This window comes from Rhizobium sullae, assembly GCF_025200715.1.
Lineage (GTDB): Bacteria > Pseudomonadota > Alphaproteobacteria > Rhizobiales > Rhizobiaceae > Rhizobium > Rhizobium sullae.
In genome coordinates this window covers 2,640,532-2,666,864 of sequence record NZ_CP104143.1, presented here as the reverse complement: position 1 = coordinate 2,666,864, position 26,333 = coordinate 2,640,532, and the positions used below count along the sequence as shown (strand labels likewise).

The window sequence follows — 26,333 nt, the reverse complement described above, 5'->3', positions numbered from 1 at the left end:
ATCATGAACGTCAACCAGCATCCTTCGCAGCCCGGCCACGATCGCTTCGGGTTCAGCTCGTTCTCCGATGGCCTTTATATTGGCGGCGCCTGGCGGTCTGCCGCGGGCGAGAGCCGGATCCAGGTGATCGATCCCTCGACCGAGGCAGTCATTACCGCGGTGCCCGATGCGACCGTCGCGGATGCGGCGGCGGCCGTCGAGGCCGCTGCAAGCGCGGCGGAAGGCTGGCGCGAGACGCCGCCGAGAAAGCGTTCCGAGATCCTGCGCCGCTGCTTCGAACTCATGATGGAACGCTCCGAAACGCTCGCCACACTCATTTCGCTCGAGAACGGGAAGGCGTTGCGCGACGCGCGCGGCGAGGTGGCCTATGCGGCGGAATTCTTCCGGTGGAACGCGGAGGAAGCGGTGCGCATCTCCGGCGAGTTCGGCATCGCCCCGTCCGGCACGAACCGGATCGTCGTCGATTACCAGCCCATCGGCATCTGCGTTCTCATCACGCCGTGGAACTTCCCAGCCGCCATGGCGACACGCAAGATCGCGCCAGCCCTTGCTGCAGGCTGCACCGTCATCCTGAAGCCCGCGAGCGAGACGCCGCTGACGGCCTATGCGCTTGCCGCCCTCTACGAGGAGGCTGGCGTGCCGCCAGGCGTCGTCAATGTGCTGACGACATCGACGCCAGGCCCGGTCACCGCCAACTTGCTGGCCGACCCGCGCGTTCGAAAACTGTCCTTCACCGGCTCGACGGGCGTCGGCCGTATGCTTCTGGCGGAAGCGGCGAAGAATGTCATCTCCTGCTCTATGGAGCTCGGCGGCAACGCACCGTTCATCGTGTTTGACGATGCCGATATCGACGCGGCGATCGAGGGCCTGATGGTAGCGAAAATGCGCAATGCGGGGCAGGCGTGCACGGCCGCAAACCGCATCTATGTCCAGTCCGGTATCCACGATGTCTTTGCGGAGAAATTCACCCAACGGATGGCCGCCCTCAGGGTCGGCCCGGGTGTGGATTCGGATACGGAATGCGGTCCGATGATCACGCGCAAGGCGGTGGAAAAGATCGACCGGCTCGTTGCGGACGCCGTTTCGCGGGGAGCGCGCGTTCTCTGCGGCGGACAGGCACCGGCAGGACGCGGCTTTTTCTATCTGCCGACGGTGCTTGCCGATGTTTCCCCGGCCTCCGACATGGGTTGCGAGGAGATTTTCGGTCCGGTCGCGCCGCTCTACCGTTTCGAGAGCGAGGCAGAGGTCGTCGCCATCGCCAACGATACGGAATATGGCCTCGCCGCTTACATCTATACCCGCGACATCGGCCGTGGCATGCGCGTCGCCTCGAAGGTGGAGGCAGGCATGGTCGCGCTCAATCGTGGACTGGTCTCCGATCCCGCCGCCCCCTTTGGCGGTGTGAAGCAGAGCGGCCTTGGACGTGAAGGAGGGCAGCATCACGGTATCGCGGAGTTCATGGAAGCCAAGTACATTGCGACAAGTTTCTAAAGGAGGAACCTGTGGGCGCCGATCCGTTCCGCATTCGCGACCATGTCGCAGGGTTCGACGACATTGTCGGCGATATCCGTGCCCGCAGCCTTGTCACCCGCCGCACCGTCGCGATGGAGGCCAACGTCGCCTACGGTCGTGAGGCGGGCGAGACGCTCGACATCTTCCTGCCAAATGGTGCCGGCTCGGACATGCCGATCCACATGTTCATCCATGGTGGCTATTGGCGGATGTTCTCCAAGGAGGACTATTCCTGCGTCGCTGAGACCGTCACCCGCGCCGGGGCTGTCGCCGCCATCGTCGATTATTCCCTGATGCCCATGGCCAGGATGGACGTCCTAGTCGGTCAGGTCCTGAAAGCCAAGGCTTTCCTGCTGGCGCACGCCGGTCGCTTTGGCGCGACACCGAATAGATTTTCCGTCAGCGGCCACTCCGCTGGTGCACATCTTGCGACCTTTCTCTTCAATCGCTCGGTAGCGCCCTCGGGCGTAATTGCTGCTTTCCTGCTCGGCGGAATATACGATCTCGAGCCCTTGCAGACGTCTTTCCTGCGCGACGAGATCGCCTTGAGCGACGAGGAGGTGCGACTGTTTACGCCGATGCGTCAAGAGCACGATCCTGCAACGCGCGTAACTATCATGACCGGCGAGTTGGAAACTAACCCCTTCAAAACCCAGGCAAATGCATTCAGGGACATTCTTGCCGCCCAAGGGCTTGAAGCGCGAGCGTCGCAGGTTGCAGACGGGGATCACATGAGCACGGTACGCGATCTCGCCGTCGTTGGCACACCTGTGGCGGCAGCGTTGCACGCCTTTATTGCCAATGATGCCAACGAGAAACCGCGGTGATGCACCTGTCTTCGTTAAGGTCCTTGGCCACGAACCGATGGCCCGCTTGGAGAACCGCCTACGAGAGGGCGCGACCGATAGCGCGCGAGCTTCCGGTGATGAGCCATCGTTGGGCCACTACTTTTCTCCTTCCGTCGGTTTGCCTGCTCGGCGCACTCTTGGCGTCATGCTTGCTCGCTATGGCGCGAACCGCGTGAAGACGAAGTCGTGCCCTTTGACACGGGCTTCGTGGCAAGCGAAGCAGGTTTGGTGCTGCGCCTCGTCGACCGGCTTGCCGTCGATGAAGCGACCGAAACCCCAGCCGCCGGTGTCGGCATATTTTTTCGAATCCTTGACCATTACCTGCACGGTGGTGGCATCTCCCGGGACGGTGGCGGGCTCGAACTCGGTGGATTGGATCTGCTTCCAGGCGAGCTTAACGAGAACCGTCCCCTCCGGGAACGGCAGTGTGCCGGAGCGATAGGCGTCGATCGCCGTCTTGTTTCCGACGACCGCGCGCAGCTCATTAAGGGGGACCGCCTCAAGCGCCGGTGCGATCAGCTCCCAACGCCGGTATCCCTCAGGGATGGTGACGCCGTAGATCGGCGATGAGACCTTAGGCTCCGTATCGCCTTTGGCCCCGGATATAGTCACGAAGACGAGGGGCAGCAACGCCGCACCCGCGCATGGCAGGAGGTAGACAGGCTTCATGAGACAGCTCCACTGTTGAGTTGTCAGGATCTGTCGACGTCGATGACAGCCTGTGCGAAGGCTTGAGGGGCCTCCTGCGGCAGGTTGTGACCGATGCCGCCCGAGATCACCCGGTGCTCGTATTTGCCGGAAAATTTCTTGGCGTAAGCCGCCGGATCAGGATGCGGCGCGCCGTTCGCGTCACCTTCCATGGTGATCGTCGGCACGGCGATTGCCGGCAGCGCGGCCAGCTTCTTTTCCAAGGCATCATATTGCGGCTCGCCCGGCGCCAAGCCGAGCCGCCAGCGATAATTGTGGATCGTGATGGCGACGTGGTCGGGATTGTCGAGCGCTGCGGCGGAACGGCCGTAGGTGGCATCGTCGAAGGCCCATTTCGGCGAGGCGAGCGCCCAGATCAGCCGGCCGAAATCGTGTGTGTATTTCTCATAGCCGGCCCGGCCGCGCTCGGTGGCGAAGTAATATTGATACCACCACTGTAACTCGGCCTTTGGCGGCAGCGGCATCCTGTTCAGTTCCTGGCTGCCGATGAGATAGCCGCTGACGGAAACCATCGCCTTGCAGCGCTCAGGCCAGAGCGCTGCAATGATGTTGGCCGTTCGCGCTCCCCAATCGTAGCCGGCGACGGTCGCCTTCTCGATTTTGAGCGCATCCATCCAGGCGATGATGTCGGCTGCAAGTGCGGCCTGCTGGCCGTTGCGGGGCGTCTCGTTCGACAGGAAGCGCGTCGCGCCGTAGCCGCGCAAGTAGGGGACGATGACCCGGTATCCAGCGGAGGCCAGCAACGGTGCAACATCGACATAACTGTGAACATCGTAGGGCCAACCATGCAGAAGAACGACAGCGGGGCCATCGGCAGGACCGTCCTCGGCGTATCCGACGTTTAGCGCGCCGGCGTCGATCTGCTTCAGCGCGCGGAACGATGTATGTGTTCCTGGCCTGATCAGTGGCAGTGTCGACGGCGCCTTTTCAGCCTGTGCGTTTGTGGCCCCAATCATGCCAAGTTGCGTAGCGGCAATGGTCATGGCCGCTGTACCACAGAAACGGCGGCGTGGATGATTGATTTGCTCGGGCTCTTTGATCGCATCCATCGGTGTTTTTCCTTTCGAGGGCATTGGACTCGACTGGCCGGCGGCGGCCCAGAAAGCGCGCTCAGACCAGATTGACCACGACATCGATGTTGCCGCGCGTGGCCCTGGAGTACGGGCAGGTCTGGTGCGCGGCATCCACGACAGCCTGGGCGGCGGCTCTGTCGAGACCGGGCAAGCTAACGTTGAGGCGCGCGCGGAGAAAATAGGCGCCGTCGGCGACGTTCAGGTCTACTTCCGCGTCGATCGCCAGATCCGCAGGCAGCGTAACGTCCATCTTGCGGGCGGCGATCGCCATCGCGCCCTCGAAGCAGGCCGACCAGCCGGCCGCGAAGAGCTGCTCGGGGTTGGTGCCGCCACCCGCTGCGCCGGGTGCCGAAAGCCTGATGTCCAGCCTTCCGTCGGAACTGCGCGACGTGCCCTCCCGGCCACCGGTGGTGCGGACCTTGGCGCTATAAAGTCGCTTCGCTTCTGCGGTCATTGTATTTGTTCCTCTTGAGAAAAAGTTAGCCTCGGTCAGCGCAGCGGGCGAAAGGCTGCCCGGACCTCCTGGGTGAAGAGCTGAGGCTGCTCCCACGCCGCGAAATGGCCGCCGTTATCGGCTTCATGGAAGTAGATGAGGTTGTGGTAGCAGCGCTCGGCCCAGCTTCGGGGTGCACGGTAGATCTCGCCGGGGAAGATGGTCACCGCCACCGGCAGTGTGGCGATATCGACGGCGTTGAAATTGTTGGAATGATCTTCCCAATAGATTTGCGCCGCGGAGGTTCCGGATCCGGTGAACCAATAGAGCGAGATGTCGTCAAGCATCGCGTCCTTGGTCAGGACCCGCTCGGGTTCGCCACCGCTATAGGTCCATTGGGCAAACTTCTCGTAGATCCATGCGGCGAGGCCGACCGGCGAGTCCACCAGCGAGTAGCCGATGGTCTGAGGCCGCGAGACCATCATCGCCGCATAGCCGGAGCTGTCCTTGTAGAACGTGTCGAGCGCGTCGAAGGCGGCTCTTTCCTTCTCGCTCACGCCGCTCGGCGCAGGTCCGCCGGCTGCGAGGATCGAGGCAATCTCCTTTGGGACGGTCCCGGGCATGTTGACGTGGATGCCGATCAGCCCCGGCACGTTCTGAAGCGCCATCCGATGGGAGATCACCGAGCCGCAGTCGCCGCCCTGCGACACGTAGCGGTCATAGCCCAGCCGCCGCATCAGCACGGCCCAAGCACGGCCGATATGGTCGGAGCCCCAGCCGGTCGTCGTCGGTTTGCCGGAGAAGCCGAAGCCGGGGATCGAGGGCACGACGAGGTGGAACGCATCCTCCGCGGAACCGCCATGCGCCGTGGGATTAGTAAGAGGGCCGATCACTTTCATGAATTCCAAGACCGAGCCAGGCCAGCCATGCGTCATGATCATCGGCATGGCGTTCGCATGCGGGGAACGGACATGGATGAAATGAATGTCGAGGCCGTCGATCTCGGTGACGAACATCGGCAGCGCGTTCAGACGAGCCTCGACCTTGCGCCAGTCGTAGTCGGTCCCCCAGTAATGAACGAGCTCCTGCAGCTTCGCAAGTTGCACTCCTTGGGATTGGTCCGTGACGGTCTCCCGGTCGGGCCAGCGCGTTGCGGCCACACGCCGGCGCAACTCGGCGATCGCATCGTCCGGAATGTCGACGTGGAACGGGCGGATGGCTTTGCCATCGGCGTTAGCTCGAGCCTGGAGAGGAAGCGCGCCAAGAGCGGCGGCTGCAGCCGATCCGGCAAGCAGGCTACGCCGTGTGAGCGACAGCGACGGTGCGGACATGAACGTTCTCCATGGGGTCGGCAGCGGGTTTCTTGCTGTTTCGACATATAAAAGGAGATGGCTTGGACCGCCCGTTATGCGTTATGATGCGATGTTAGCACTCGCCAGCAACTGCAAGTTCTGAAGCAGGTTCCCTACTTCATCCTCTCTACAAATCGTCGTCGGAAGTGAATTTGCGAGCTTGAATGCAGGCTTCCAGCGGCAAAATCCCGGCTTTTGAGCCACGATCTCTCAGGCGGGGCGGCTCACGAAGGAAGACACCTGATGGCTGGCAACGCGGCATGATATCGTTTGGTCCTTTTTCGCTGATCGCAGACGAACGGCTTCTGCTGCGGGAGGGCGTGCCTGTCGATCTAGGGGCGCGTGCCTTCGATATCCTCGCCACTTTGACCGCGCGTCCCAATGAAGTGGTCGGCAAGAAGGAGCTGCTGACCCAGGTCTGGCCCGATGTCTCTGTCGAGGAAGGCAGCCTGCGGTTTCACATCGCTAACCTCCGTAAGACGTTGGGAGACGGCAACGGCGGTGCACGCTACATTGCTACCTTAGCGGGGCGGGGTTACTGCTTTGTCGCGCCAGTCTCGCGTTCAACCAATCGGAACGACGCACATAACGAGGTCGCTGTCAGCTACCCGCAGGCAAATCTGCCGAGCCGCCTGATCCGGATGGTCGGGCGGGCCGATGACGCGGCCGCGCTTTCAGCTCACCTGGCTGCCGCGCGGTTCGTCACGGTCGTCGGTACGGGCGGCGTCGGCAAGACGACGGTCGCGGTGTCTGCCGGGCACGATCTGATTGAGGCGTTTGCAGGCGCCGCGCATTTCGTCGATCTCGGAGCGCTGAGCGATCCCGACCTCGTCGCGACGACCGTGGTCTCGATCCTGGGATTGGCTCTTCAGTCGGAGGATGCGACATCCGCCCTCATCGCCTATCTCAGGGACAAGCGGACCCTGCTGATCTTCGACACCTGCGAGCATGTCATCGATGCGGCCGCGGAGCTGGCCGCGCGCATCTTCGCCACCGCGCCGCAGGCGCATATCCTCGCGACGAGCCGCGAGCCTCTCAATGTCGAGGGCGAGCACGTCTACAGGCTGGCGCCGCTGGCCTATCCGCCTCACGATCTGGAGATCAGTGCGGCGGTTGCGCAGGACTTCCCGGCGACCCAACTGTTTTTGGAACGGGCCGCGGCGAGGGGCGCTCCGCTCGATCTCGACGATGAGGATGCCGCGGTCGTGGCCGACATTTGCCGGAAGCTCGACGGTCTGCCGCTCGCGATCGAGCTGGCGGCCGGACGTGTCGCGAGTTTCGGCCTTCGGAAGACCGCGGCCCTTCTCGACGAGCGTCTGACCCTGCTTTGGCCGGGCCAACGCACAGCGCCGCCGCGCCAGAAGACCCTCCAGGCCACTATGGACTGGAGCTTCGGCCTCCTCTCCGCGTTCGAGCGTCAGGTGTTTCGCCGGCTTGCCGTGTTCGTCGGCCATTTTTCGATTGAGTCCGCCCTGGCGGTCGTACCAACTGAAGCCATCAACGAGGGGCTCGTTTTCGGGGCCATCGACAGCCTCGTCGCCAAGTCGATGGTGGCGACGAGGCCGGCCGGGGCGACTATGCGTTACCGGCTGCTCGACACGACGCGGGCATATGCCCTCCAGTTCGATGTCGACAATGCCGAACTCGTGAACCTCGCTTGTCGTCATGCGACTCACTATCTGCGGTGGTTGGAGGAGACGGGAGCGGAATGGCCGCTCTTGTCGAGCGCGGCGCAGCGGTCGCTGCACCTCGCCGGTCTCGCCAATGTGCGGGTGGCCCTGGATTGGTGTTTCGGACCCACCGGAAATACCGAAGTTGGCATCCGACTCATCGCCGCTGCCGCTCCGGTCTTCCTCTCGATGTCCTTGCTAACCGAATGTCATCGCTGGGCGGCCCAGGCAATTCTATCGCTCGATAATGCCCTGCGCGACGGACGCGAGGAGATGCATCTCCAGGCGGCTCTCGGAGTATCCTTGATGTTTACGCGCGGTGGGCGGGATGCGGCCCGCATAGCGCTGAAAAGAAGCTTCGCCATCGCCGAAGAGCGCGGCGATGCGCTCGATCAGCTTCAGGTCCTAGGCCCGCTCCAGATGTTCTACTTGCGCACAGGAGAGTTCAGAACAGCGCTCGACTATGCCGAGCGCTGTTCTGACATCGCCGGCGCACTCGAGGACTCCGTCTCCACCACGCTGTCGCATTCGCTTATGGGGATATCGCTGCATCTCAACGGAGAGCTGGACCGAGCACGGGCTGCGCTCGAAGCGGCGCTGCGATACGGGCCGCATTCCGATCGGACGACGACGGATTACCTCGGTTTCGACGGCAGAATGCTGGCCGGCGCGATCCTGGCCAGGACGCTCTGGCTGCAAGGTCATCCGGACCAAGCGGTGAAGCGCGCGTTGCTGACCGTCAAGGAGGCTGAGGCTCTGGACCATCCCCTGACACTTTCTATCGCTCTTGTTTGGGCTGTCTCGGTGTTCCTTTGGGTCGGCGACCTTGAGCGCGCAGACGAGCACATCAATCGTCTTTTCTCGCGTGCCGAGCTTCACTCTTTCGGGCCGTATCTCGCGGTCGGGCGCGGCTTTCAGGGGGAACTCGCCATTCGTCGAGGCGACGCGGAGAGCGGGGTGGAGAGCCTGCAACGCTGCCTCGTGCAACTCCACATGGCGCCGTATGAGCTGCTCACCACGCCGCTCACTATCTCGCTCGTTCGGGGTCTCTCCGCGAGGCACCGATTCGCCGAAGCCTTCGCACTAATCAACGAGACGATTCGGACGGTCGAGGTGAAAGGTGATCTCTGCTATATGCCGGAATTGCTGCGCGTGAAGGGCAATCTTGTTCTCGCGGTACCGCACACTGGCGCCGACCAGGCGGAAACATATTTCACGCGGTCGCTCGAACTGGGCTGTAACCAAGGCGCCCCGGCATGGGAGTTGCGCACCGCGATTGACTTGGCTGCCCTGCTGGCTGCCCGTGGTGAACGAGAGCCAGCTCGGAAGCTCCTCCAGCCGCTGTTCGAGCGCTTCGTAGAGGGTTCCGAGACATCCGATTTAAAGTCTGCCGCCCGCCTGATGGCCGAGTTAAGCTAGGTCGGCTCCCCCGCTCTCACACGCCTGGAAGAACATCACGTCCTCAACGAAAACACGCGCCCTCACGGCTTCGAATGGCTCCTAATCTAGGCGGCAAAATATCGCGCCAACATACGATCAGCGGACTGTCCGACGTCGTACGCGCGACCATGCCGCCAACTTCGGTATTTCACGCTCAACCAATCGCAGGAATCGTTGGTTGCGCGCCTCCCGTACCTGTTTGATATCGGCGCGCCAGTGTGAGCTGTAGAGCCTTCCCGTCGGGAGCAACCCAAAGCCCCAGTGCCGTGAGCACTTGTTGCGGACCGGTGGCCCGGCGGCGACGGCCGCGACAGATGTCCGGTGGGAGGTTGCGCCGTCGAGCGCCAGTACAGGGAACGACGGGTGTCGCGAGGTCCGGCTGAAGAAGGAGGTCTTAACCATGACAGGGGAGGTTCGATGGTTTGCCGGTATCGATTGGGCAGCGGAGCGCCACCAATTGTGTCTGCTGAGCGCTGCAGGCGGTGAGCCTGTTGGAGAGCACTCGGTGCTACATGGCGGCGGACAACGTGCATCACTGGGTTTCTCCGCTCAGCGTTTCCGACACGATCGCTTTAACGTGTAGAGGTAACTTCGCTGATCTCGTCGCCCCAGATGATCCCCGATCCGATGATTGAAGCCGACAGGACGTCGCCGACGTACCCGTCCTTGATCAGGGCGTGCATATAGTTGACCGCAGGCCCGGCCCGGCTCAGTCACTGCATTTCTGTCCCAAGGGTATCGGCAACGCGCCACGGTGACCCCGCGGAGGTCGGCGGGTAGATTATCACCCTGCTCTTGCAGCCGATATCTGGTCAGTAGGGGATTGCACCTTGATCTGATTGCGGCCCTGTTCCTTTGCCGCGTACAAAGCCGCATCCGCTGCCGCCAGGAGCCTTTGCGCGTCGGACTGCGAGACGCCTCCTTCGGTCGAAGATATGCCGATGCTGGCCGTCACCCTGCCGAATTCGCTCGTTGCATGGGGAAGATTTTTCTGGCTGAGGAGGCGCCTGAATTCTTCCGCCACAGCCATGGCCCCGGTTTCATCGGTGTTCGGAAGCAATACCACGAACTCCTCGCCACCATAACGCGCGACAATATCAGTCGACCGTTTCACGGATTTTCCCAGACAGTTCCCCACGGCACGCAGGCATTCGTCGCCGGCAAGATGACCGTAGGTATCGTTGTACAGTTTGAACCTGTCGACATCGATCATCAGAACGCTCAAGGGAATGTCGGTTTCACGACACTTCTCCGCCTCGTGCGCGAAGGCGGCGTCAAAGGCTCTGCGATTTGCCAGGCTCGTTAAACCGTCCGTGTCGGCGAGCGATCTCAGTTGCTGTGCAGAGAGCTGGAGCGCCGCTTCGGCCTGTTTCGTCACGGTAATGTCCGACACAACCACCATAGCTGTCCCGTCATGCGCAAGACGTGTCTTGAGGGCGCGCCAATCACCATTCTTGAGCTGGATCTCCTCGTCCTTGTTCATATGCAAGGTCGCCGCCGCCGCTTCGATCCACTTCTCTGGCGTCTCCTCCGGCAAGCCGATCCGTTCACCGGCTTCGATTATGCGTTGAAGAATTTTCGTGATGTGCGCACCAATGACCCGCGCGTCACGCGACAACGGGAAGGCGTCCCGATACTGCTCGTTGCAAAAGATAAGAAAGCCCTTCTTGTCGAACATTGCGAAGCCTTCGGACATGCCATTCATGGCAAGCGTCAGCAGGTTCCGTTTTTCACGGAGCTCGCGCTCGAGGTCGACGCGCTCGGTAATGTCCCGTGTCACGCCCGCAAGACCGATAATCTGCCCTTCGCTGTCCCGGAGCGGAACTTTTGATGCCAGCAGGTGGCGGTCTCCCATGCGCTCGAGGAAATCGACAAGCGGCTTGCCAGTACGAATGATCTCTTGCTCTCGATGGTACAAGTCTTCCGCGTCCGGAGCCGTGCGCAAACTGAAATCCGAAAGTCCGAACATCTCAGCCGGCGAGGAGAAGTGAAAAAGGCGCGCCATGTTGTTGTTGACAGCAATAAACCGGCTGTCCCGGTCCTTCACATAGAGATAGTCGGGCGATTGTGAGAAAGCGGTTTCCAGCACCTGCCGTTCCAGCTTCAATCTGGCCGTCTTCAGCATGATCAGACCACAGACGATCGTGGCCAGACAGTTCATGAGGACAAGCGGACCGCCAAAAGCCGACGCCGCTCCCGACTTTGTGAGGCTGGGCAGGGTCACCAACATAATGGACAATCCGAGCCCAAGCCCCGTGGTGACAGCCGCGAGCTTGTAAATGTCAGCCGTTTTCCGTCGAAAGGCGAAATGGCCTACCGCGCCTATGGCACTGATGACCAGTATGGCAACGACGCCGTCGAAGGCTCCGGCACCACCGGCGGTGCCCCGGAAGACGATCGCCGGAATTGCCGCAATGGCAGCCGCAATCGCGCCGCCAAAAAGCCCTGCAAGTGCAAGTGGCGCGAAACGCAGATCGATGTAGATGCCGGACGCGAATTGGATCGCAAGCATCATGGAGCCGACGGACGTGATGCCCGCGATAATTCCCCAAAGAGGCCTTCCAAGCCCGATCAGCGATTTCTGATACCAGGTCGAAAAGTGCGCCCACATGGCAACGGCAAGCGTCACAAATGCAAGATTGCCTGCGAATTGCTCCCAACTGCCTGACGTCATCTTTTTTCCTACAGCTCGGCTGAATCCCGGTTGTATCATCAGACTGGTTTGCGATGGATTAACCTGCTTCAGAGGTGTGGCGCAAAAAAACGGATCCTGCGACGCTTGTAATCGATCGCTTCTTGAAAAGACCGGGGAAGCTGTTCAAGGCAATTACCTCAGCCGCGACATCACTTCGGCAGGACGACTGTTAAAAATGCCCGAGCGTGAGATACAGACCAGCCCAGAACATTGCCGACAATTCGGCGCCCACCAAGAATCCAATCGTTCGATCGTGCATTCGCTTCTCCTCCAGTGAACTGAGGGGCCGCCGTCGCGTTTCTAATGGTTTCTAACAGGCGAGCCTTAAGTACGTTTCCCAGGCCAGCATATTTACGGATGCTGCAGGAGGCGCGATATCGTGAGATCTCGGGAGGTGAGAGAGGAAGAAGAGAAACCCGAAGCACCGTTCCAAGTCTTTTGCCACTAAACTTTCATGCAGCGGCGGTTAGAGCCTCGGCCTCTGGTGTCAGTTTGCCACTTGCTCGGTGATAGCAGCGTTGTATCTGGCATCCGTCCCGATCGTTAGTGAGCATTTCGGAGTTTTGAATACGACTTGACAAGGCAAATGGTCGATAGGCCCACAGTCGTCGAGCGCGGCCCCCGGGAGTGGCCATCCTCGACGACTTTTACCGCGTTACTGCCGAGCCGGTTAAATGGCCAGCCTAGGGCGAGGAGTTCTATTTTATTCTGTTTTGCAGCCGCTGGGTCGCGTTGGGAATGGACGAGGTTGCGCGCGGAATTGCTGTCGCTGCTTCATAGTGGAGAAACGAGGTGATGTCGTTGAGCAGCATGAGTTCGATGGCGGCGTAGGTGGGGTCGCCTGAGAGGTTCACGGTCTCTCGTGGGTCGGTCTGGAGGTCGAAAAACTCTCGTTGGCTCGAGCCGTCGCTGGTGTAGAGAGTAAGCTTGAAGCGTTGGTCTCGCGCCATGGTCGCCTGCATCGACGGATCCCAGAGGCTGCCGCTGTCGTTTACGCCGGAGTTGCGGTAAGCACAGATTGCGCTGCTGCGCTTCGTTGCGTTCTGCGATGCCATGGCCACGAGGTCCTCGCTCTCGGGGCATGATTGCGTGTCGAGGCCCGCTGCCGCAAGACATGTGGCCGCAACGTCGCGGCCCTGTGCAAGTGCAGTGCATCGGGTGCCGGCGGCGAGGTGACTTGGCCAGCGCAGGAGCAGCGGCACTCCGACCGTAGGCTCGTAGAGTGCGGCTCCCTTGACGAAGAGCCCATGGTCGCCAAGCTGGTCGCCGTGGTCGGACATGAAGATGACCAGCGTATCCTTAGTCAGACCCGCATCGTCCAGTGCCGTTAGAACTCGGCCGATTTGCTCATCAAGGAACGCAATCGAAACGGCGTAGCCGATGCGGATCTTGCGGATTTCCTCCGGCGAGAAGTCCGTGAAACGTCCGAGATAGGACCCTTGCTGCTCCCTCTGGACGCATTCGGGTTGCGTCGTGCGCGAAACGACCGGATCTGCGATCTTCGCCGCGTCAATTCGATGCCGAAACGTGGAGGGATAATCCTCATAGGGATCGTGGGGATCAAACAGGCTCATCAGGCAAAAGAACGGCTTCCGTTCTGCTTGCATCGACTGGATGAACGCGATGGTCCGGTCCGCTGCCCACCTGCTCATGTGCAGGTCCTCGGGATGATGAAGTTCGCGGCGGCCGTTGCGCTGAAGGGCTGCGAGGAAGTCCGGCCCAGTTTCGCGAAGCCAGGCGGTATAGCCGTTGAAGGGGCTCTGCATGGCGACCGACGGTTCCAGGCACCATTCATAGATATCGAAACCGTCATGCGGGTGCCGATGGTCTGCCTCCTGCACCCGGCTGCTGACGTGCAGCTTGCCAAAAAGCGCGGTCCGATAGCCAGCCTCCTGTCGCAGCCGCTCAGTGAACAACGTCTCGTCTAGCGGCAGGTTATCGTGCACCCGCAGCACCCCGTGACCTGGCACCGGCTTGCCCGTCAAGATGCTGGCGCGTGACGGGGTGCAGATGGGATTGTCGACCGTGCAGCACTCAAAAACCGCACCGGCGTCGCCGAGCCGGTCGAGATTGGGAGTAGGGATCCAGTCGCAGCCATAGACGCCAAGCGTATCTCGACGCTGCTGGTCTGTCATTATCATCAGAATGTTTGGCGGTATCATGATGTTTACCTCGATGATTACGGCATAATTTCGGGGAGGGCGGCCCTGGCTTTCTCCCGCAATTCCGGAACGATCGAGGGATCGATCCAGCGATACGGCCTGCGGAGCCGCGTGCCGATGTCCGCCCATCCTCCGATCGCCGCCAACAGCTTGTCCAGTGCGGCGTTCGAATAGCCGTGCACTTTTGCTAGGGGCGCTATGTGGACTTCAAGGAAGGTGCGCAGCCGCTTCTCCACCTCGAGCGACTGAGCGATGTCGCTGGCCATCAACGCGGTCCATCGTTGAGCCCCCGAGGGGCTCAGGCAGGCAACGTTCGAGAACGCCCCAACCGCGACGCCTTGTTCGACGCCTGTCGCAAGATGATGGCCCGGAACATAAATTCCCCACGCGTCGAGCCACTGACGGGCTTGCTCGTACCAGGATGATTCTCCGTCTCCGAGCTTGATGCCGACGATCTGCGGTACCGGTGCCAGGATCGCAGCCAGTTCGGTCGGGGCAAAGACACGCTTGGCATGCGGTGGCTGGTAGAGAATCATCGGTACCGAACCGGCCGCCTCAGCAGCCATCCTGAGGAAATCTGTCGCCTCCGCCCCTGTCACCGGCCACCAGTCGGGAAGGATCACCTGGATTGCCTCCGGCTTGAGCTTTGCCGCCCGACGCACGCGTTCAAGGGATATCCGGGGATCAGGCTGGCAGGCGCCGACGACAAAAGGCGTCGCAGCGGCGCTGCAGCGATCTGCCAGCAGTTGTTGGATATCGTCGAACTCGGCCTCTGTTTGATTGTGGAATTCACCCGCAGTGCCGTTGGAGTAGATACCGTCCACACCGGCCGCGATCAGCTGGTCGATTTCATCAGTGAGGCGCGAGAAATCGATCGAATCGTCCTCGTTTATCGGCAGCAGCAGCGTCGCCCAATTTCCTCGAATGCGGCCCCATCGGCCATCCTGCCGTTCGAATTTTGCAATTGCCACATCCACCTCCCTTTTGCGGCACCCGGATCCGCGCGGGGCTGCCAGCGGCAAGCCGTCTCTCCCCACTCAAATCTATCTTCCATATATCGACTTGCAAGATATCCTACAAGTCGATATACCTAGCGCATCGAAGCGAAATTGCACTGGGGGTCATTCTTGGCCAAGCCGATAAAGCCGCTGGAGCGCCCGCCGCTTCTGCACGTCAGCGTTCAGGAGAGCCTGCGCAGCTATATCGAGGACAATAATCTTGCGGCTGGTGCTGCTCTGCCGCCTGAGACTTTCTTGGCGCAGCAGTTGGGGGTCGGTCGAAATTCCGTGCGTGAGGCGATCAAGGCGCTGGAATCGGTGGGCATCCTTGAGACGCGGCGCGGCATCGGCGTTTTCGTCAAGAAATTTTCGTTTGGGCCGCTGCTGGATAACCTCGCCTACGGGCTGCAGGCGTCGCTGCGCGATGTCGAGGAGCTGCTGGAGATCCGCCGCGTGCTGGAAGCCGGCCTCATCGACAGAACCATCGAGATGATGGACGAGCAGGACCTTGCCGAGCTTCGGCGCATTACCGATCGCATGCGCCAGCACGCCGAACACGGTGAAAGCTTTGCCGAGGAGGATCAGCAATTTCATCAGCTTCTGTTCCGCTGCCAGAACAACAAGATGCTGAGCGCGCTGATCGATATCTTCTGGTCTGCTTTCTACAAGGCCTCGGGCTTCGCAAATCTGGCCAGTCCTAACCCCCTGGCGACCTGGCGGGATCATCATGAGATCGTCGAGGCCGTGGCGGCCAGAGATGTCGAGGCTGCGCGCAGGCGTCTGAGCGAACACTATTCCGGAATTAGGCGAGTCATCGCGATGAACCGGCCCGAGGGGGCTGAGCCGGTCCAGTAACAAAATAAACAACACAAGAGGAGGAGAGCATGCATCGACGGAATTTCGGCCGCCTTCTGGCAGCGGCGACCTTTGCTTTAGCCGTCACCACGGCGATGGTGCCTGCGCCGGTTGCGGCGCAGACGGAAAAGACCATTACCGGTGGCTTTGACGTCGGGCCGGGCGGTTTCCCCGGCAACTTCAACCCGCAAACCGCCACCGCCGGCTTCACCTGGCTCAACACCTACTTCGAGCCGCTGGTCATCTACACGTCCGATCTCTCAAAGCTTGTCGGTGCGCTGGCATCCGATTTTGCCGTCGGCGAAGACAATCTGACCTACACATTCAAGCTTGTCGAAACGAATTGGCACGACGGCAAGCCTTTCACGTCGGCAGACGTCAAGTTCACTCTGGAACTCGCCAAGAACGCCGAGAGCGGCAGTATTTTCGCCGCGCGGCTCGCTGGCATCGCATCGATCGAAACGCCTGACGAGCACACGGCCGTCGTCAAGCTTAGCAAACCCAACTCGGCATTCCTGTCCGTCTTGTCGCAGGTGATGATGCTGCCAGAACACGCCTTGTCGTCCATGGACGTCAAGGAAATTGCCAAGAGCCCGTGGTGGTCGACAAAGCCGGTCGGCACCGGTCCTTTCAAATTCACGAAGTATGTCAGCGATCAGTATGTCGAAATGGCGGCCTATGACGGCTATCGGGGCGGCAGGCCGAAGGTTGATCGCCTGATCAATCGGTATTTCGCTAATCCCGCTGCAGCCGTCTCGGCGCTTTCGGCGGGAGAAATCCAATTCACCTTCGCCGAACCCGACGACGCCAAGACCTTCAAGGGCAATGACAACTTCCGTGTCATTGAAGGCGACTCCTATGTCGTGAACTACATCGGCTTTAATCACAGGGCTGGAATCTGGAACGACCTTCGCGTGCGTCAGGCGGTCATGCATGCCATCGATCGAAACGCGATCATCTCAAGCTTGTTTGGCGGCGCGGCCAAGCTGGCCAACTGCGGCTATGTCGCGCCGCAGCTCGTTCCGAAGGATCTGAGCGACTATGCCTATGACCCGCAGAAGGCGAAAGACCTGCTCGCGGAAGCCGGCTGGGAGAAGATCAATGGCGACAAGCCGATCCCGTGGCTGACCTATTATAATACGCCGCAGGTCGCCAACGTCATGGCCGCGATCCAGGCGATGCTGGCGCAGGTAGGCATCAACGTGGTTCCGCGCGCCCTCGACGTCCCGAGCTACAACGGGATCGTGCGAAGCGAAAAGTGGCCGGACTTCCCGCTGGTCTATGCCGGGCTGCAGAACGGGCCAAACCCCGCCTCGCTCAACGTCGGCTTGAATGCCGCCCAGATACCGCCGGCCGGCAACAACATCATGCGTGTCGAGATGCCTCAACTCACCGAGGCATTGAACACCGCGATGGCGGAAACCGATCCGGCCCAGGCGGATGCCAAGTGGCAGCAGGTCTGCAGGGAAATGAACGCTCAGCTTCCCTGGAGCCCGATGTGGGTCGCAAGCCGCTATGGCGTCGTGTCAGGCAAGCTCCAGGACTTCTTCTGGACGCCGGCTCCCGGTGGCGGTCCGTTCGTCTCCCATCCCGAGAAGTGGGATATCGCTCCATAATGTGCGGGTGAGCCGAGGCGGTCGGACTATGATGTCCGGCCGCATCTCCAGCTGGCCCTGTTGGTGAAACATGCTGCAATACATCCTCCGCCGAGCGGCTGTCGGCCTGCTGATGCTGCTGGCGCTGACCGTCCTCATCTTCACGCTGCTGCGGCTTACGCCCGGCGACCCCATCGATGCCTATATCAACCCATCGGTCCCGATGTCGGCCTCGGACCTTGTGGTGCTGCGCACGCGCCTTGGTCTCGACCAGCCGCTGCCGGTGCAGTATCTTGCCTGGCTCGGTGCGGCCGTTACCGGAGATTTCGGCTATTCGATCCAGCGCGGCGGCGAACCGGTCTTGCCGCTTGTCCTCGGCCGCATCGGACCGACGATCCTGTTGATGTTCAGCGGGCTTGCCATCTCCGTCGTCGTTGGAATTGCGACCGGCATTCTTGCCGCGGTCCGGCGCAACGAGCTCACCGATCTCTCGCTTTCAACAGCGGCTTTCGTCGGAATTTCGAGCCCGGCCTTCCTGACGGCGCTGCTGGGGCTCTACATGTTTGCGGTCGTCCTGCGGTGGGTGCCGGCCGGCGGGATGCTGACGCCAGGCGCTCCCTTTTCCGTCGGCGACCTGATGGCGCACCTCATCCTACCGGCCGTCCTGCTGTCAATCGGCCATGGTGCGCTGATCATGCGGTACATGCGCTCTTCGCTGCTTGAGGTGCTGTCGCAGGATTACGTGCGCACGGCGCGCGCCAAGGGCGTCCGCGAGTTCTGGGTCATCGTCAAACATGCTGTGCGCAATGCCTTGCTGCCGGTGATCACGTTGATCGGGTCGACCATCGGCATCGCCATCGGCGGTGCCATCTTCATAGAGAGCGTTTTCGACTGGCCGGGCATGGGCCTCTTGATGATCAACGCGGTCGTCCGGCGCGACTATCCCGTGATCATGTGTGCGACGCTGCTCACCGGCGCCTGCGTCATACTTGTCAACCTGCTGACCGACATCGCCTATGCCGCCGTCGATCCGCGTATCAAGGTAGCGTGAGATGACCAGCTTGACGAATACCCGTTCGGCCGGCCCCATCCGTCGTGCTATGTCGCGCTTTCTCAACAACGGAGCGGCCGTGGCCGGTTCGGTTATCCTGATTCCGATCCTGCTGCTCACGCTCACCTATGACCTATGGTGGCCTTACAGGCCCAATGACATCGACCTGCTGGCAATGAATCATGGCCCCTCATCGACCCATTGGCTTGGAAGCGACGGCGTGGGGCGCGATATCATGGCGCGGCTGTTGCAGGGCGGGCAGACCTCGCTGCTGGTAGCAACCACCTCGATGGCGATTTCCACGTTCATCGGTTTCTTCGTCGGAGCGGTCGCCGGCTTCGCTGGGCGCGTCGTTGATGGTGTAACGATGCGGCTGGTAGACCTTGCCATGACCTTGCCGCCAGTTATTTTCCTCCTGGTCCTCGCCTCGATCGTCGGTAGCGGCATCATGCCGACGATCCTCGTGATTTCGCTGCTCTCGTGGCCGGTTCTCTCGCGCATGATACGGGCCCGGCTGCTGGAACTGCGTGAGCGGGACTTCGTCGTGGCGTCTCGCGGCATGGGCGCCGGCCTCTGGCACCTTTTGGTTCGGCATGGCCTGCCCAATACGATCGATATTCTCGTGGTCTATGCCACCCTGCAGGTGGCGAGCGGGATCCTGCTGGAGGCAGGCCTCTCATTCCTTGGGCTCGGCGTCACGCCACCGGAAGCGAGCTGGGGCAATATGCTGAACGCCGCCCGCGCGACCAACGTGCTCGAAAATTATCCCTGGCAATGGATGTTCCCTGGCGCGGCGCTCGTCGTAACCGTTCTCGCCATCAACTTCGTGGGTGATGGGCTTCGCGATGCCTTCGACCCGCGCTCCGAACTTAACTGAAAGGTCGCACATGCCCCTGTTTACCGGCGTCATTCCACCCGTCGTCACTCCGCTCACCACGGCTTTCGAAGTGGATTATCCTTCATTCACACGTGTCATCAACCATCTGCTCAATGGTGGCGTGCACGGCCTGTTCGTTCTCGGATCGACCAGCGAGGTCGTGTTTCATGACGAAGCCGCGCGGCGGCGCATCATCGAACATGCGGTGGAGCAAGTGCGCGGCCGCGTGCCGATCTTGGTTGGCGTAATCGATCCAACGACAGAGCGCGTGATTGCCCACGCAAGGGTAGCGCAATCGGCGGGTGCCGATGCGATTGTCGTGACTGCGCCGTTCTATACGCGCACCAATCAATCCGAGACCATCGATCACTTTCGCTATATCCGGGAGGCGGTCGACATACCGGTGATTGCCTACGACATACCGGTCTGCGTCGGCACCAAGCTCGAACGTCGGACCACCGTCATGCTCGCCCGCGAAGGCACGATCGCTGGGCTTAAAGATTCAAGCGGTGATGATGGCAATCTTCGCTATGTCATGACCGACACGGCTGATTTACCCAACTTCTTCGCCATGACCGGATCCGAGATCGTGGCCGACAGCGTCGTGAACATGGGAGCGCATGGCATCGTGCCCGGCCTCGGCAATGTCGATCCGCACGGCTATGTGCGCCTCTGGAATCTATGCCAGGCGGGCGATTTTATCGCGGCGCGCCGGGAGCAGGAGCGGCTTTGCCAGCTTTTCGAGATGGTCTGGGTCAGCCTGGCGAGGACCAGTGCAGGCTCCGCGGGCGTCGGTGCCTTCAAGACCGCCATGCGCAGGTTGGGGGTCATCGACACCAACATCATGGCTCGTCCGCAACGATCCCTCAACGATGAAGAGGCGGCGATCATCGATCGCATTCTGCGCCAAACCGGGCTTTTGGATTGATGATGAGCACCGAGCCGATCCTCAACATTTCGGGACTGACCACGGAGTTTCACATCGCCGATCGCGAGGTCGTCGCCGTGCGCGACCTCCATCTCACTGTGGCGACGGGAGAAACCGTTGCGTTGGTGGGAGAGTCCGGCTCGGGAAAGTCGGTAACGAGTTTGTCGATCATGGGTCTCCTGCCGCGCGGCGTCGGCCGTATCGCCGCGGGCACGCTTCGCCTCAGACGAAAGACGGGAGAAGTCGTCGAACTGCAGGCCATTGGCGGCGAGGCACTGCGCCGCGTGCGCGGCAACGACATGGGTATGGTGTTTCAAGAACCGCTGACCAGCCTCAACCCGGTCTATACAATCGGTGAGCAGATCGCCGAACCAATCCGCATTCATATAGGCAAGTCCCGTCGCGAGGCCTTGTCGGATGCCATCCAGTTGCTGGAGGATGTCGGCATTCCCGACCCGCGCCGGCGTGCCGGACAATATCCGCACGAACTATCGGGCGGCATGCGGCAGCGCGCGACCATTGCCATGGCACTGTCATGCAATCCGACGCTGCTGATCGCCGACGAGCCCACGACGGCCCTCGATGTTACCATCCAGGCGCAGATCCTCGATCTGCTCACCCAGCTGCAACAGGAACGCGGAATGGGCATGTTGTTCGTCACCCATAATCTCGGGGTTGTTGCCGAGATCGCCGACCGCGTGGCTGTCATGTATGCCGGTTCGCTCGTCGAGACCGGTCGCGTGGCGCGAGTGTTCTCCCATCCGCGCCACCCCTACACCAAGGGGCTGATGCGCTCGGTGCCGCGCCTTGGAACTGCGACGCGTCTCAAGGAAGCGGGTACGCCGCTGCCGACCATTGCTGGATCGGTGCCGAGCCTGATGAACCTCCCCCAGGGCTGTCCATTCGCTCCCCGCTGTACCTATCGGATAGAGGCTTGCTCGCAGGCTTACCCGCCGCTCGTCGACGCCGGCGAGGGCCAGTTCAGCCGCTGCATCCGGTGGCAGGAGATCTGAATGATGTCACAGCAACACTTCCTTGAGGTCAGTGGGCTGACCAAAGATTTTGCCCCGGTGGCATTTGGGCGCGGCCCGGTCGTCCGTGCCGTCCGGGATGTCTCGTTCAACATCAGACGCGGCGAAGTCGTCGGCCTTGTTGGGGAATCCGGCAGCGGCAAGACAACCATCGGCCGCATGGTCGCGCAACTGATCGCGCCTACTTCCGGCAGCATTCGTTTTGACGATGTCGAAACGACGAGCCTCACGCGTCAGGAACTCCGCCGCCTGCACGCGCGCGTCCAGTATATTTTCCAGGATCCCTTCGCGAGCCTCTCACCCCGAATGACCATCGGTGAAATCCTCATGGAAGGGCTGGATATCCAGCGGATCGGCAGCAAGTCGGAGCGGATCGCCAAGGCCGCTGAGGCTCTCGCATCGGTTGACCTGCCGCCAGAAGCGATTTCCCGCTATCCGCACGAATTTTCCGGTGGTCAGCGCCAGCGCATCGGCATTGCGCGGGCGCTAACGCTTGGACCTGACCTGCTCGTCGCCGACGAGCCGGTATCGGCGCTCGACGTTTCGATCCAGGCGCAGATCGTCAACCTTCTGCGCGACCTGCAGATACGGCTCGGCCTTACCATGCTGTTCATCGCGCATGATCTTGCGGTGGTCGAATATGTCGCCGATACCGTCGTCGTGCTCTATCTCGGGCGGATCATGGAAATGGCGCCCAGCCGGGAGCTCTATGCAAGCCCGCAGCATCCCTACACGCGCGCCTTGCTCTCGGCCGTTCCATCGCTCGATCCGGCTCGACGCACGAGCCGGCAGATCCTCAAGGGTGATATCCCAAGTCCTGCCAATCCGCCAAGCGGCTGTGTCTTCCGTACCCGCTGCCCGGTCGCGATCGAGGCCTGTGCGAACATAGTGCCACCGCTACGAGAAGGGGCGAAAGGACACTTCAAGGCCTGCATCCGTGACGATCTCGACTGATCGAACAGGAAGGCGGTGAAGGGCCGGTCACTATGGTTTCGAGGGCGATGCATCAACCGGCTATAGGGCAGGCTCGGTCGCGGACTTTTCGATAGATGTGCTTGCCGCCGACCGGCCGCGGCAGGGCGACGGGCCGACCGCCGACGGCGCTTAAGGATTGGCGCACTTGTCAGTTCGAGCCATGTGGCCGCCGTGCTGCTTGGCGACCGAGTTTCGCTCGAGGAGATGTTCAAGCATCGCTTCGTCCAGTCTTGTCCGAAACTCACCTGCGTCGGCTTCTCCCTCGGTCGCAAACTTCATCAAGAACCCTGCGGCTGTGATTGCGGTTCGATCACGGACCGACATATCGTGGTGGGCGCAAAAATCGTTCAGGACCTTTCGCATGATGGTGACCTGCCAAAGTTCGACACTCATGACTTGGTCTCCTTTGCTGAATGCTTCGTTCGAGTTCGCTGAGCGGGTACGGTTGTCAGAATAGGGGGAAGATGTCGCAGGGATGTGCCCGAGATGTCGGAGACCTGTCGCGGCGCCGTTGTGGGAGGCGGGTCGAGGCGCGGGAAACTTGATCGGCAGTTGGGAGATACGCTTAAACCGCCGATCTCCCTAGAACACAGACGGTTTCGGCATACTCGGTGCGTCACGAAACGCGCTTGTTGCGCGCTTTTGCGATGCATGACAACAGCAGTGAACTTTGAGACATCTTGTTACAAGCTGGGCTCAGGCAGGTAAATCTTCGCGACAGATAAAGCTGTAGCGTTGCTTCCATGACGACGCGTGACGCACCAAGAGATCGAAAGTAGCGGCGTTTCTCCTGCCCGTGATCTTCCGTCGGCAGTTCTGCCACCCAAGAATTGACGGCGGCTGCGCCGGCAAACATGGCGTTCGTTCGCGCAGGCCCGATCCACAGCAGCACTTTGGGCTGTGAAACTTTGATACATTTTTTCCGATGCGGACGGGTACTCCCTTCTATAAGATGCTGCGATCAGGACGGACATTGCCCATGCAGAAAGCAGCTCACATCGCGGTCGTTGACGACCACCGAGACATCCGGGACCTCGTTGGCAAATATCTTGAAGAGCAAGGTTACCGGGTCAGCGTTGCCGACAGCGGCGCTGCATTGCGTCGTATCATCGAGCGGACTGCCGTTGACCTCGTCGTGCTCGATGTGATGATGCCCGGCGAGGACGGACTTTCAGTCTGCCGCCAACTTCGAGCAGCGACGGACACGCCGATCATTTTTCTGACGGCAATGGCGGAAGATACCGACCGCATCATCGGCTTGGAACTTGGCGCCGACGACTATCTAGTGAAGCCTTTCAACCCACGCGAACTGCTCGCCAGGATTCGCGCCGTGTTACGCAGGGCAAACAGTCTTCCGGCACAGCAGCGCGAATCCACGAAGGCGAAGGTGGTTCGTGTCGGGCATTGGAAACTCAATATGGGCAGACAAGAACTTGCAGGAGATGATGGCGTCGGTGTACCCCTCAGTACCGCCGAGTTTCGTCTTCTCAAGGTCTTCTTGGAACGCCCAGGTCTCGTTCTCAGCCGTGAGCAGCTCCTTGATCTTACTGTAGGCAAGGTGGCGGATATCTTCGACCGTAGCATCGACAATCAAGTGAGCCGCTTGCGGAAGAAGATCGAGCCAGATCCGAAAAACCCCTCGATCATCAGGACCCATTGGGGAGGCGGCTACAGCCTCTCGGTCGAGGTAGGTTATGAATGATCTACTGGTGGAGACGTAGCCTCGCTGCTCAATTCATCGGCTTTACGCTTCTCGCCCTCGTCGTGTCGCAGGCGATTACGTTTCTGATCTCTTGGGATGAGCGCGCCAAGGCTTTGCAGGCCGCGATGAAAAGCGAGTTCTTTAGTCGATCTGCGTCGATAACGCGGTTGATGGAAACAATTGCACCGGAACTGCGCGAGCGAGTGCTGCTGGCAAGCGAGACGAGTTACTCGCGCTTCTGGCTCTCAAATGAGGACATTTCGAATCCTACCGTATGGCGCAGCCGCGCTGTCGAGGAGCTGGCGCGCCCTCTGGATAACTTCGTTGATCTCAGCCAGAAGTTTGGATTGAATGCGAGCTCCGCTGGAGCCCGCCTCAGCGCACAGGATGTTGCAAAGGCAAATTCTGGTGAGAACTGGACCAGCCCCATGCAGGTGCTTTGGAACCAGCCTCAGCCTGCAAAGTTCGTCTACTTTGATGGCCGTAGCGGATATGGCCTGGCCATCAGGTTAAATGACGGTGTCTGGTTGAACTGCGCCTACCACAAGGTGGACACTACATCCTGGTGGAACTCGAAGTCGTTGACATCCCTGGGAACAACCGCCCTGATTCTATCGCTGATCGGCGTCTTCATAGCCAGCCGGATTGCCCGCCCGTTGCGGCGCCTTGCGGTGTCGGCGGAAGCTTTGGGCAGAGGCGAAAACCTGCCACCGCTTCCGGAGGAAGGACCTGACGACATTCGTCGCACTTCAGAGGCTTTCAATCGAATGCAGCAACGCCTTCACCGATTTGTCGAGGACAGGACCCGGATGCTGGCTGCAATTGGACACGATCTCCGCACGCCGTTGACGTCTCTGAGACTAAGGGCGGAATTCGTCAAGGATGCCGAAGTTCAAGAGAAGATGGTCTCTACCATCGACGAACTCCGGAGCATGACCGAGGCAGCCATCTCATTCGCACAGGGCGAGTCGACCGTGGAGGAGACGAGAGCCATCGAACTGCAGGCGCTTGTTAGCAGTATTTGTGACGACCTCGCCGATATTGGCCTGCCGGTGGTGTATATGGACGGAGATAAGACGACTTATCGGTGCCGTCCAGATGGTCTCCGCCGCGCAGTCCGCAATTTGGCGGAAAATGCGGTCCGCTACGCCGGCCACGCCAGAGTTTATGTCCAGCAGTCGGCCGCCGGCGTGGATATCGTGGTTGAAGACAACGGCCCAGGCATCCCAGAGGGCATGACCGATAAGGTATTTGCTCCGTTCTTTAGGCTGGAAACATCTCGGAACCGGGACACAGGAGGCGTTGGGCTGGGCCTGTCAATCGCTCGTGCGGTGGCGCGCCAGCATGGCGGCGATATCGCGCTATACCCTAACAATCCCGGACTCAAGGCAGTCATTTCGCTTCCAAAGGAAGGTCGCGTTGATCCGCCGTCGTCAAAGCGAAGCCGAAATAGCAAGAGCGCGATTTCGCTGAAACGCCCGGCCCGCAATAACACCGTTCCAGCCGCCGAACCGCAGGCGCCCGCTCGCGCGTCGCTCTCGTTGCCCCGGCCGAAGACGTAGTCCAGCCTGGAGCAGTGGAAACCGCCAGTATAGCACGCGGCAGCCGCCCTAAACGCCTCTGAGCAGATGAATGCTCGGTATCATTCCCTCGACCAAGTGTTGTGTTCCGCGAGAATCCAGTCGGCCGCGGCGGAAATATCGTCGACCGTCGCAGTTGGCGGCGGCCTGAACCGGGTTTCGTCCCCCGGACGATACTTGCCCGTGCGGACGAGCAGCGCCTGGGAAAGTCCAGCCTGTAGGGCACCCGCAACGTCGGTTTCCGCGTCGTCGCCGACCATTACGGCCTCCGCCTTCGAACAACTCATGCTAGCGAGCGCCAACAGGAAGAATTCGGGGGAGGGCTTTCCCAAAATGATAGCGCGCTTTTGGCTTGCGAACTCCAGTGCCGTAATGAATGCGCCCGCATCGAGACTGAGCTTTCCATCGGCATCCTGGAAAGTCCGGTTTGGCGCGAGCCCGAGGAATTCGGCATCCTCGATCAATTCTCGAAAGGCCGCGTTCAGTGTCTGGTAATCGAAAGCCTCGCCGGCATCGCCGACAACAAGAGCCTTCCCTTGCCCTCCTGCCAAGCCTTGGAAATCCGGCACGAGGTCGGGGTGAACCAGAAGGTATGGCGATCGATCGTGTTCCTCGAGCCACTTCCGCGCAGCTTGCGCAGGCGTGAAGAACTCGTCACCTGTGACAGAAAGCCCAAGTCCGTCCAGCCGCTTTAAGATTGCCTGCTTGTTCGAGCGCGTCGTATTGCTCACGAACCGGATAGGAAGGCCGGCTTCGCGCAAGCGCGCGACAGCATCTGTTGCGCCCGGTATGATTTCCTCGCCGTCATAGATGACGCCAGCGAGATCCAGAAGTACGCCGCTAATCAT

The 26,333-nt window shown here is 60.8% G+C and carries 23 protein-coding genes; 12 read left to right on the top strand and 11 right to left on the bottom strand.

Going from position 1 to position 26,333, the window contains the following annotated elements:
* Positions 1–3: 3 nt before the first annotated feature.
* Positions 4–1,491 carry an NAD-dependent succinate-semialdehyde dehydrogenase gene (locus tag N2599_RS13505; protein ID WP_027510043.1) on the top strand — a complete coding sequence of 496 codons (1,488 nt, stop codon included), beginning with the start codon at positions 4–6 and terminating at the stop codon, positions 1,489–1,491.
* A gap of 11 nt (positions 1,492–1,502) precedes the next feature.
* Entirely contained in the window at positions 1,503–2,339 is an 837-nt protein-coding gene (locus tag N2599_RS13500) for an alpha/beta hydrolase (RefSeq protein WP_027510044.1), read from the top strand.
* Positions 2,340–2,516: 177 nt separating this feature from the next.
* Here N2599_RS13500 and N2599_RS13495 read toward each other — a convergent pair whose 3' ends face one another.
* The 4 genes from N2599_RS13495 to N2599_RS13480 all read right to left on the bottom strand — a co-directional run bounded on the left by N2599_RS13495 (position 2,517) and on the right by N2599_RS13480 (position 5,905).
* Positions 2,517–3,029, bottom strand: coding sequence for a cytochrome P460 family protein (locus tag N2599_RS13495; RefSeq protein ID WP_027510045.1), 513 nt, complete (start codon positions 3,027–3,029; stop codon positions 2,517–2,519).
* A gap of 23 nt (positions 3,030–3,052) precedes the next feature.
* Positions 3,053–4,117: an alpha/beta fold hydrolase gene (locus N2599_RS13490; protein WP_027510046.1), complete on the bottom strand. Its 1,065-nt coding sequence runs from the start codon at positions 4,115–4,117 to the stop codon at positions 3,053–3,055.
* 61 nt (positions 4,118–4,178) lie between these two features.
* Positions 4,179–4,595, bottom strand: a complete 417-nt coding sequence (locus N2599_RS13485) for an organic hydroperoxide resistance protein (RefSeq protein WP_027510047.1) — start codon at positions 4,593–4,595, stop codon at positions 4,179–4,181.
* Positions 4,596–4,630: 35 nt separating this feature from the next.
* Positions 4,631–5,905: an epoxide hydrolase family protein gene (locus N2599_RS13480; RefSeq protein ID WP_027510048.1), complete on the bottom strand. Its 1,275-nt coding sequence runs from the start codon at positions 5,903–5,905 to the stop codon at positions 4,631–4,633.
* Between the two features lie 281 nt (positions 5,906–6,186).
* Between N2599_RS13480 and N2599_RS13475 the strand changes: the two genes are divergently transcribed.
* Positions 6,187–9,015 carry an ATP-binding protein gene (locus N2599_RS13475; RefSeq protein ID WP_027510049.1) on the top strand — a complete coding sequence of 943 codons (2,829 nt, stop codon included), beginning with the start codon at positions 6,187–6,189 and terminating at the stop codon, positions 9,013–9,015.
* Between the two features lie 593 nt (positions 9,016–9,608).
* On the opposite strand, the gene N2599_RS37825 is transcribed toward N2599_RS13475, so the two are convergent.
* The 4 genes from N2599_RS37825 to N2599_RS13460 all read right to left on the bottom strand — a co-directional run bounded on the left by N2599_RS37825 (position 9,609) and on the right by N2599_RS13460 (position 14,864).
* On the bottom strand, positions 9,609–9,719 hold the full coding sequence (locus N2599_RS37825; RefSeq protein WP_375714107.1) for a hypothetical protein: 111 nt from the start codon (positions 9,717–9,719) through the stop codon (positions 9,609–9,611).
* 101 nt (positions 9,720–9,820) lie between these two features.
* Complete coding sequence (locus N2599_RS13470) at positions 9,821–11,710, bottom strand: diguanylate cyclase (RefSeq protein ID WP_027510050.1); 1,890 nt, start codon at positions 11,708–11,710, stop codon at positions 9,821–9,823.
* A 719-nt stretch (positions 11,711–12,429) separates the two neighbouring features.
* Positions 12,430–13,893: a sulfatase family protein gene (locus N2599_RS13465; protein WP_051336563.1), complete on the bottom strand. Its 1,464-nt coding sequence runs from the start codon at positions 13,891–13,893 to the stop codon at positions 12,430–12,432.
* Positions 13,894–13,910: 17 nt separating this feature from the next.
* The gene (locus tag N2599_RS13460) at positions 13,911–14,864 is read right to left on the bottom strand and encodes a dihydrodipicolinate synthase family protein (RefSeq protein ID WP_244915038.1); all 954 of its coding nucleotides are present in this window, start codon (positions 14,862–14,864) and stop codon (positions 13,911–13,913) included.
* Positions 14,865–15,020: 156 nt separating this feature from the next.
* On the opposite strand from N2599_RS13460, the gene N2599_RS13455 reads away from it, so the two are divergent.
* The 7 genes from N2599_RS13455 (at position 15,021) to N2599_RS13425 (ending at position 22,182) form a co-directional block, all read left to right on the top strand.
* Positions 15,021–15,746, top strand: coding sequence for a FadR/GntR family transcriptional regulator (locus N2599_RS13455; protein ID WP_037141924.1), 726 nt, complete (start codon positions 15,021–15,023; stop codon positions 15,744–15,746).
* A gap of 29 nt (positions 15,747–15,775) precedes the next feature.
* Entirely contained in the window at positions 15,776–17,362 is a 1,587-nt protein-coding gene (locus N2599_RS13450; RefSeq protein ID WP_027510053.1) for an ABC transporter substrate-binding protein, read from the top strand.
* A gap of 70 nt (positions 17,363–17,432) precedes the next feature.
* On the top strand, positions 17,433–18,392 hold the full coding sequence (locus tag N2599_RS13445; protein ID WP_027510054.1) for an ABC transporter permease: 960 nt from the start codon (positions 17,433–17,435) through the stop codon (positions 18,390–18,392).
* A 1-nt stretch (position 18,393) separates the two neighbouring features.
* Positions 18,394–19,269 (top strand): ABC transporter permease, encoded by an 876-nt coding sequence (locus N2599_RS13440; RefSeq protein WP_027510055.1) that lies wholly within the window; start codon positions 18,394–18,396, stop codon positions 19,267–19,269.
* A 10-nt stretch (positions 19,270–19,279) separates the two neighbouring features.
* Positions 19,280–20,197, top strand: coding sequence for a dihydrodipicolinate synthase family protein (locus N2599_RS13435; protein ID WP_027510056.1), 918 nt, complete (start codon positions 19,280–19,282; stop codon positions 20,195–20,197).
* Positions 20,198–20,199: 2 nt separating this feature from the next.
* Positions 20,200–21,210, top strand: a complete 1,011-nt coding sequence (locus N2599_RS13430) for an ABC transporter ATP-binding protein (RefSeq protein WP_027510057.1) — start codon at positions 20,200–20,202, stop codon at positions 21,208–21,210.
* A 3-nt stretch (positions 21,211–21,213) separates the two neighbouring features.
* Positions 21,214–22,182 carry an ABC transporter ATP-binding protein gene (locus N2599_RS13425; RefSeq protein ID WP_027510058.1) on the top strand — a complete coding sequence of 323 codons (969 nt, stop codon included), beginning with the start codon at positions 21,214–21,216 and terminating at the stop codon, positions 22,180–22,182.
* Positions 22,183–22,332: 150 nt separating this feature from the next.
* On the opposite strand, the gene N2599_RS13420 is transcribed toward N2599_RS13425, so the two are convergent.
* The gene (locus N2599_RS13420) at positions 22,333–22,596 is read right to left on the bottom strand and encodes a hypothetical protein (protein WP_027510059.1); all 264 of its coding nucleotides are present in this window, start codon (positions 22,594–22,596) and stop codon (positions 22,333–22,335) included.
* Positions 22,597–22,819: 223 nt separating this feature from the next.
* Positions 22,820–23,059, bottom strand: a complete 240-nt coding sequence (locus tag N2599_RS13415; RefSeq protein ID WP_132564289.1) for a hypothetical protein — start codon at positions 23,057–23,059, stop codon at positions 22,820–22,822.
* Between the two features lie 123 nt (positions 23,060–23,182).
* Here N2599_RS13415 and N2599_RS13410 point away from each other — a divergent pair, with 123 nt between their 5' ends.
* Positions 23,183–23,905, top strand: a complete 723-nt coding sequence (locus N2599_RS13410) for a response regulator (protein ID WP_027510061.1) — start codon at positions 23,183–23,185, stop codon at positions 23,903–23,905.
* Positions 23,902–25,467 carry a sensor histidine kinase gene (locus N2599_RS13405; protein ID WP_084606456.1) on the top strand — a complete coding sequence of 522 codons (1,566 nt, stop codon included), beginning with the start codon at positions 23,902–23,904 and terminating at the stop codon, positions 25,465–25,467. The genes N2599_RS13410 and N2599_RS13405 overlap by 4 nt, the downstream gene beginning before the upstream one ends.
* Before the next feature lie 80 nt (positions 25,468–25,547).
* On the opposite strand, the gene N2599_RS13400 is transcribed toward N2599_RS13405, so the two are convergent.
* Positions 25,548–26,333: a TIGR01458 family HAD-type hydrolase gene (locus N2599_RS13400; protein WP_027510062.1), complete on the bottom strand. Its 786-nt coding sequence runs from the start codon at positions 26,331–26,333 to the stop codon at positions 25,548–25,550.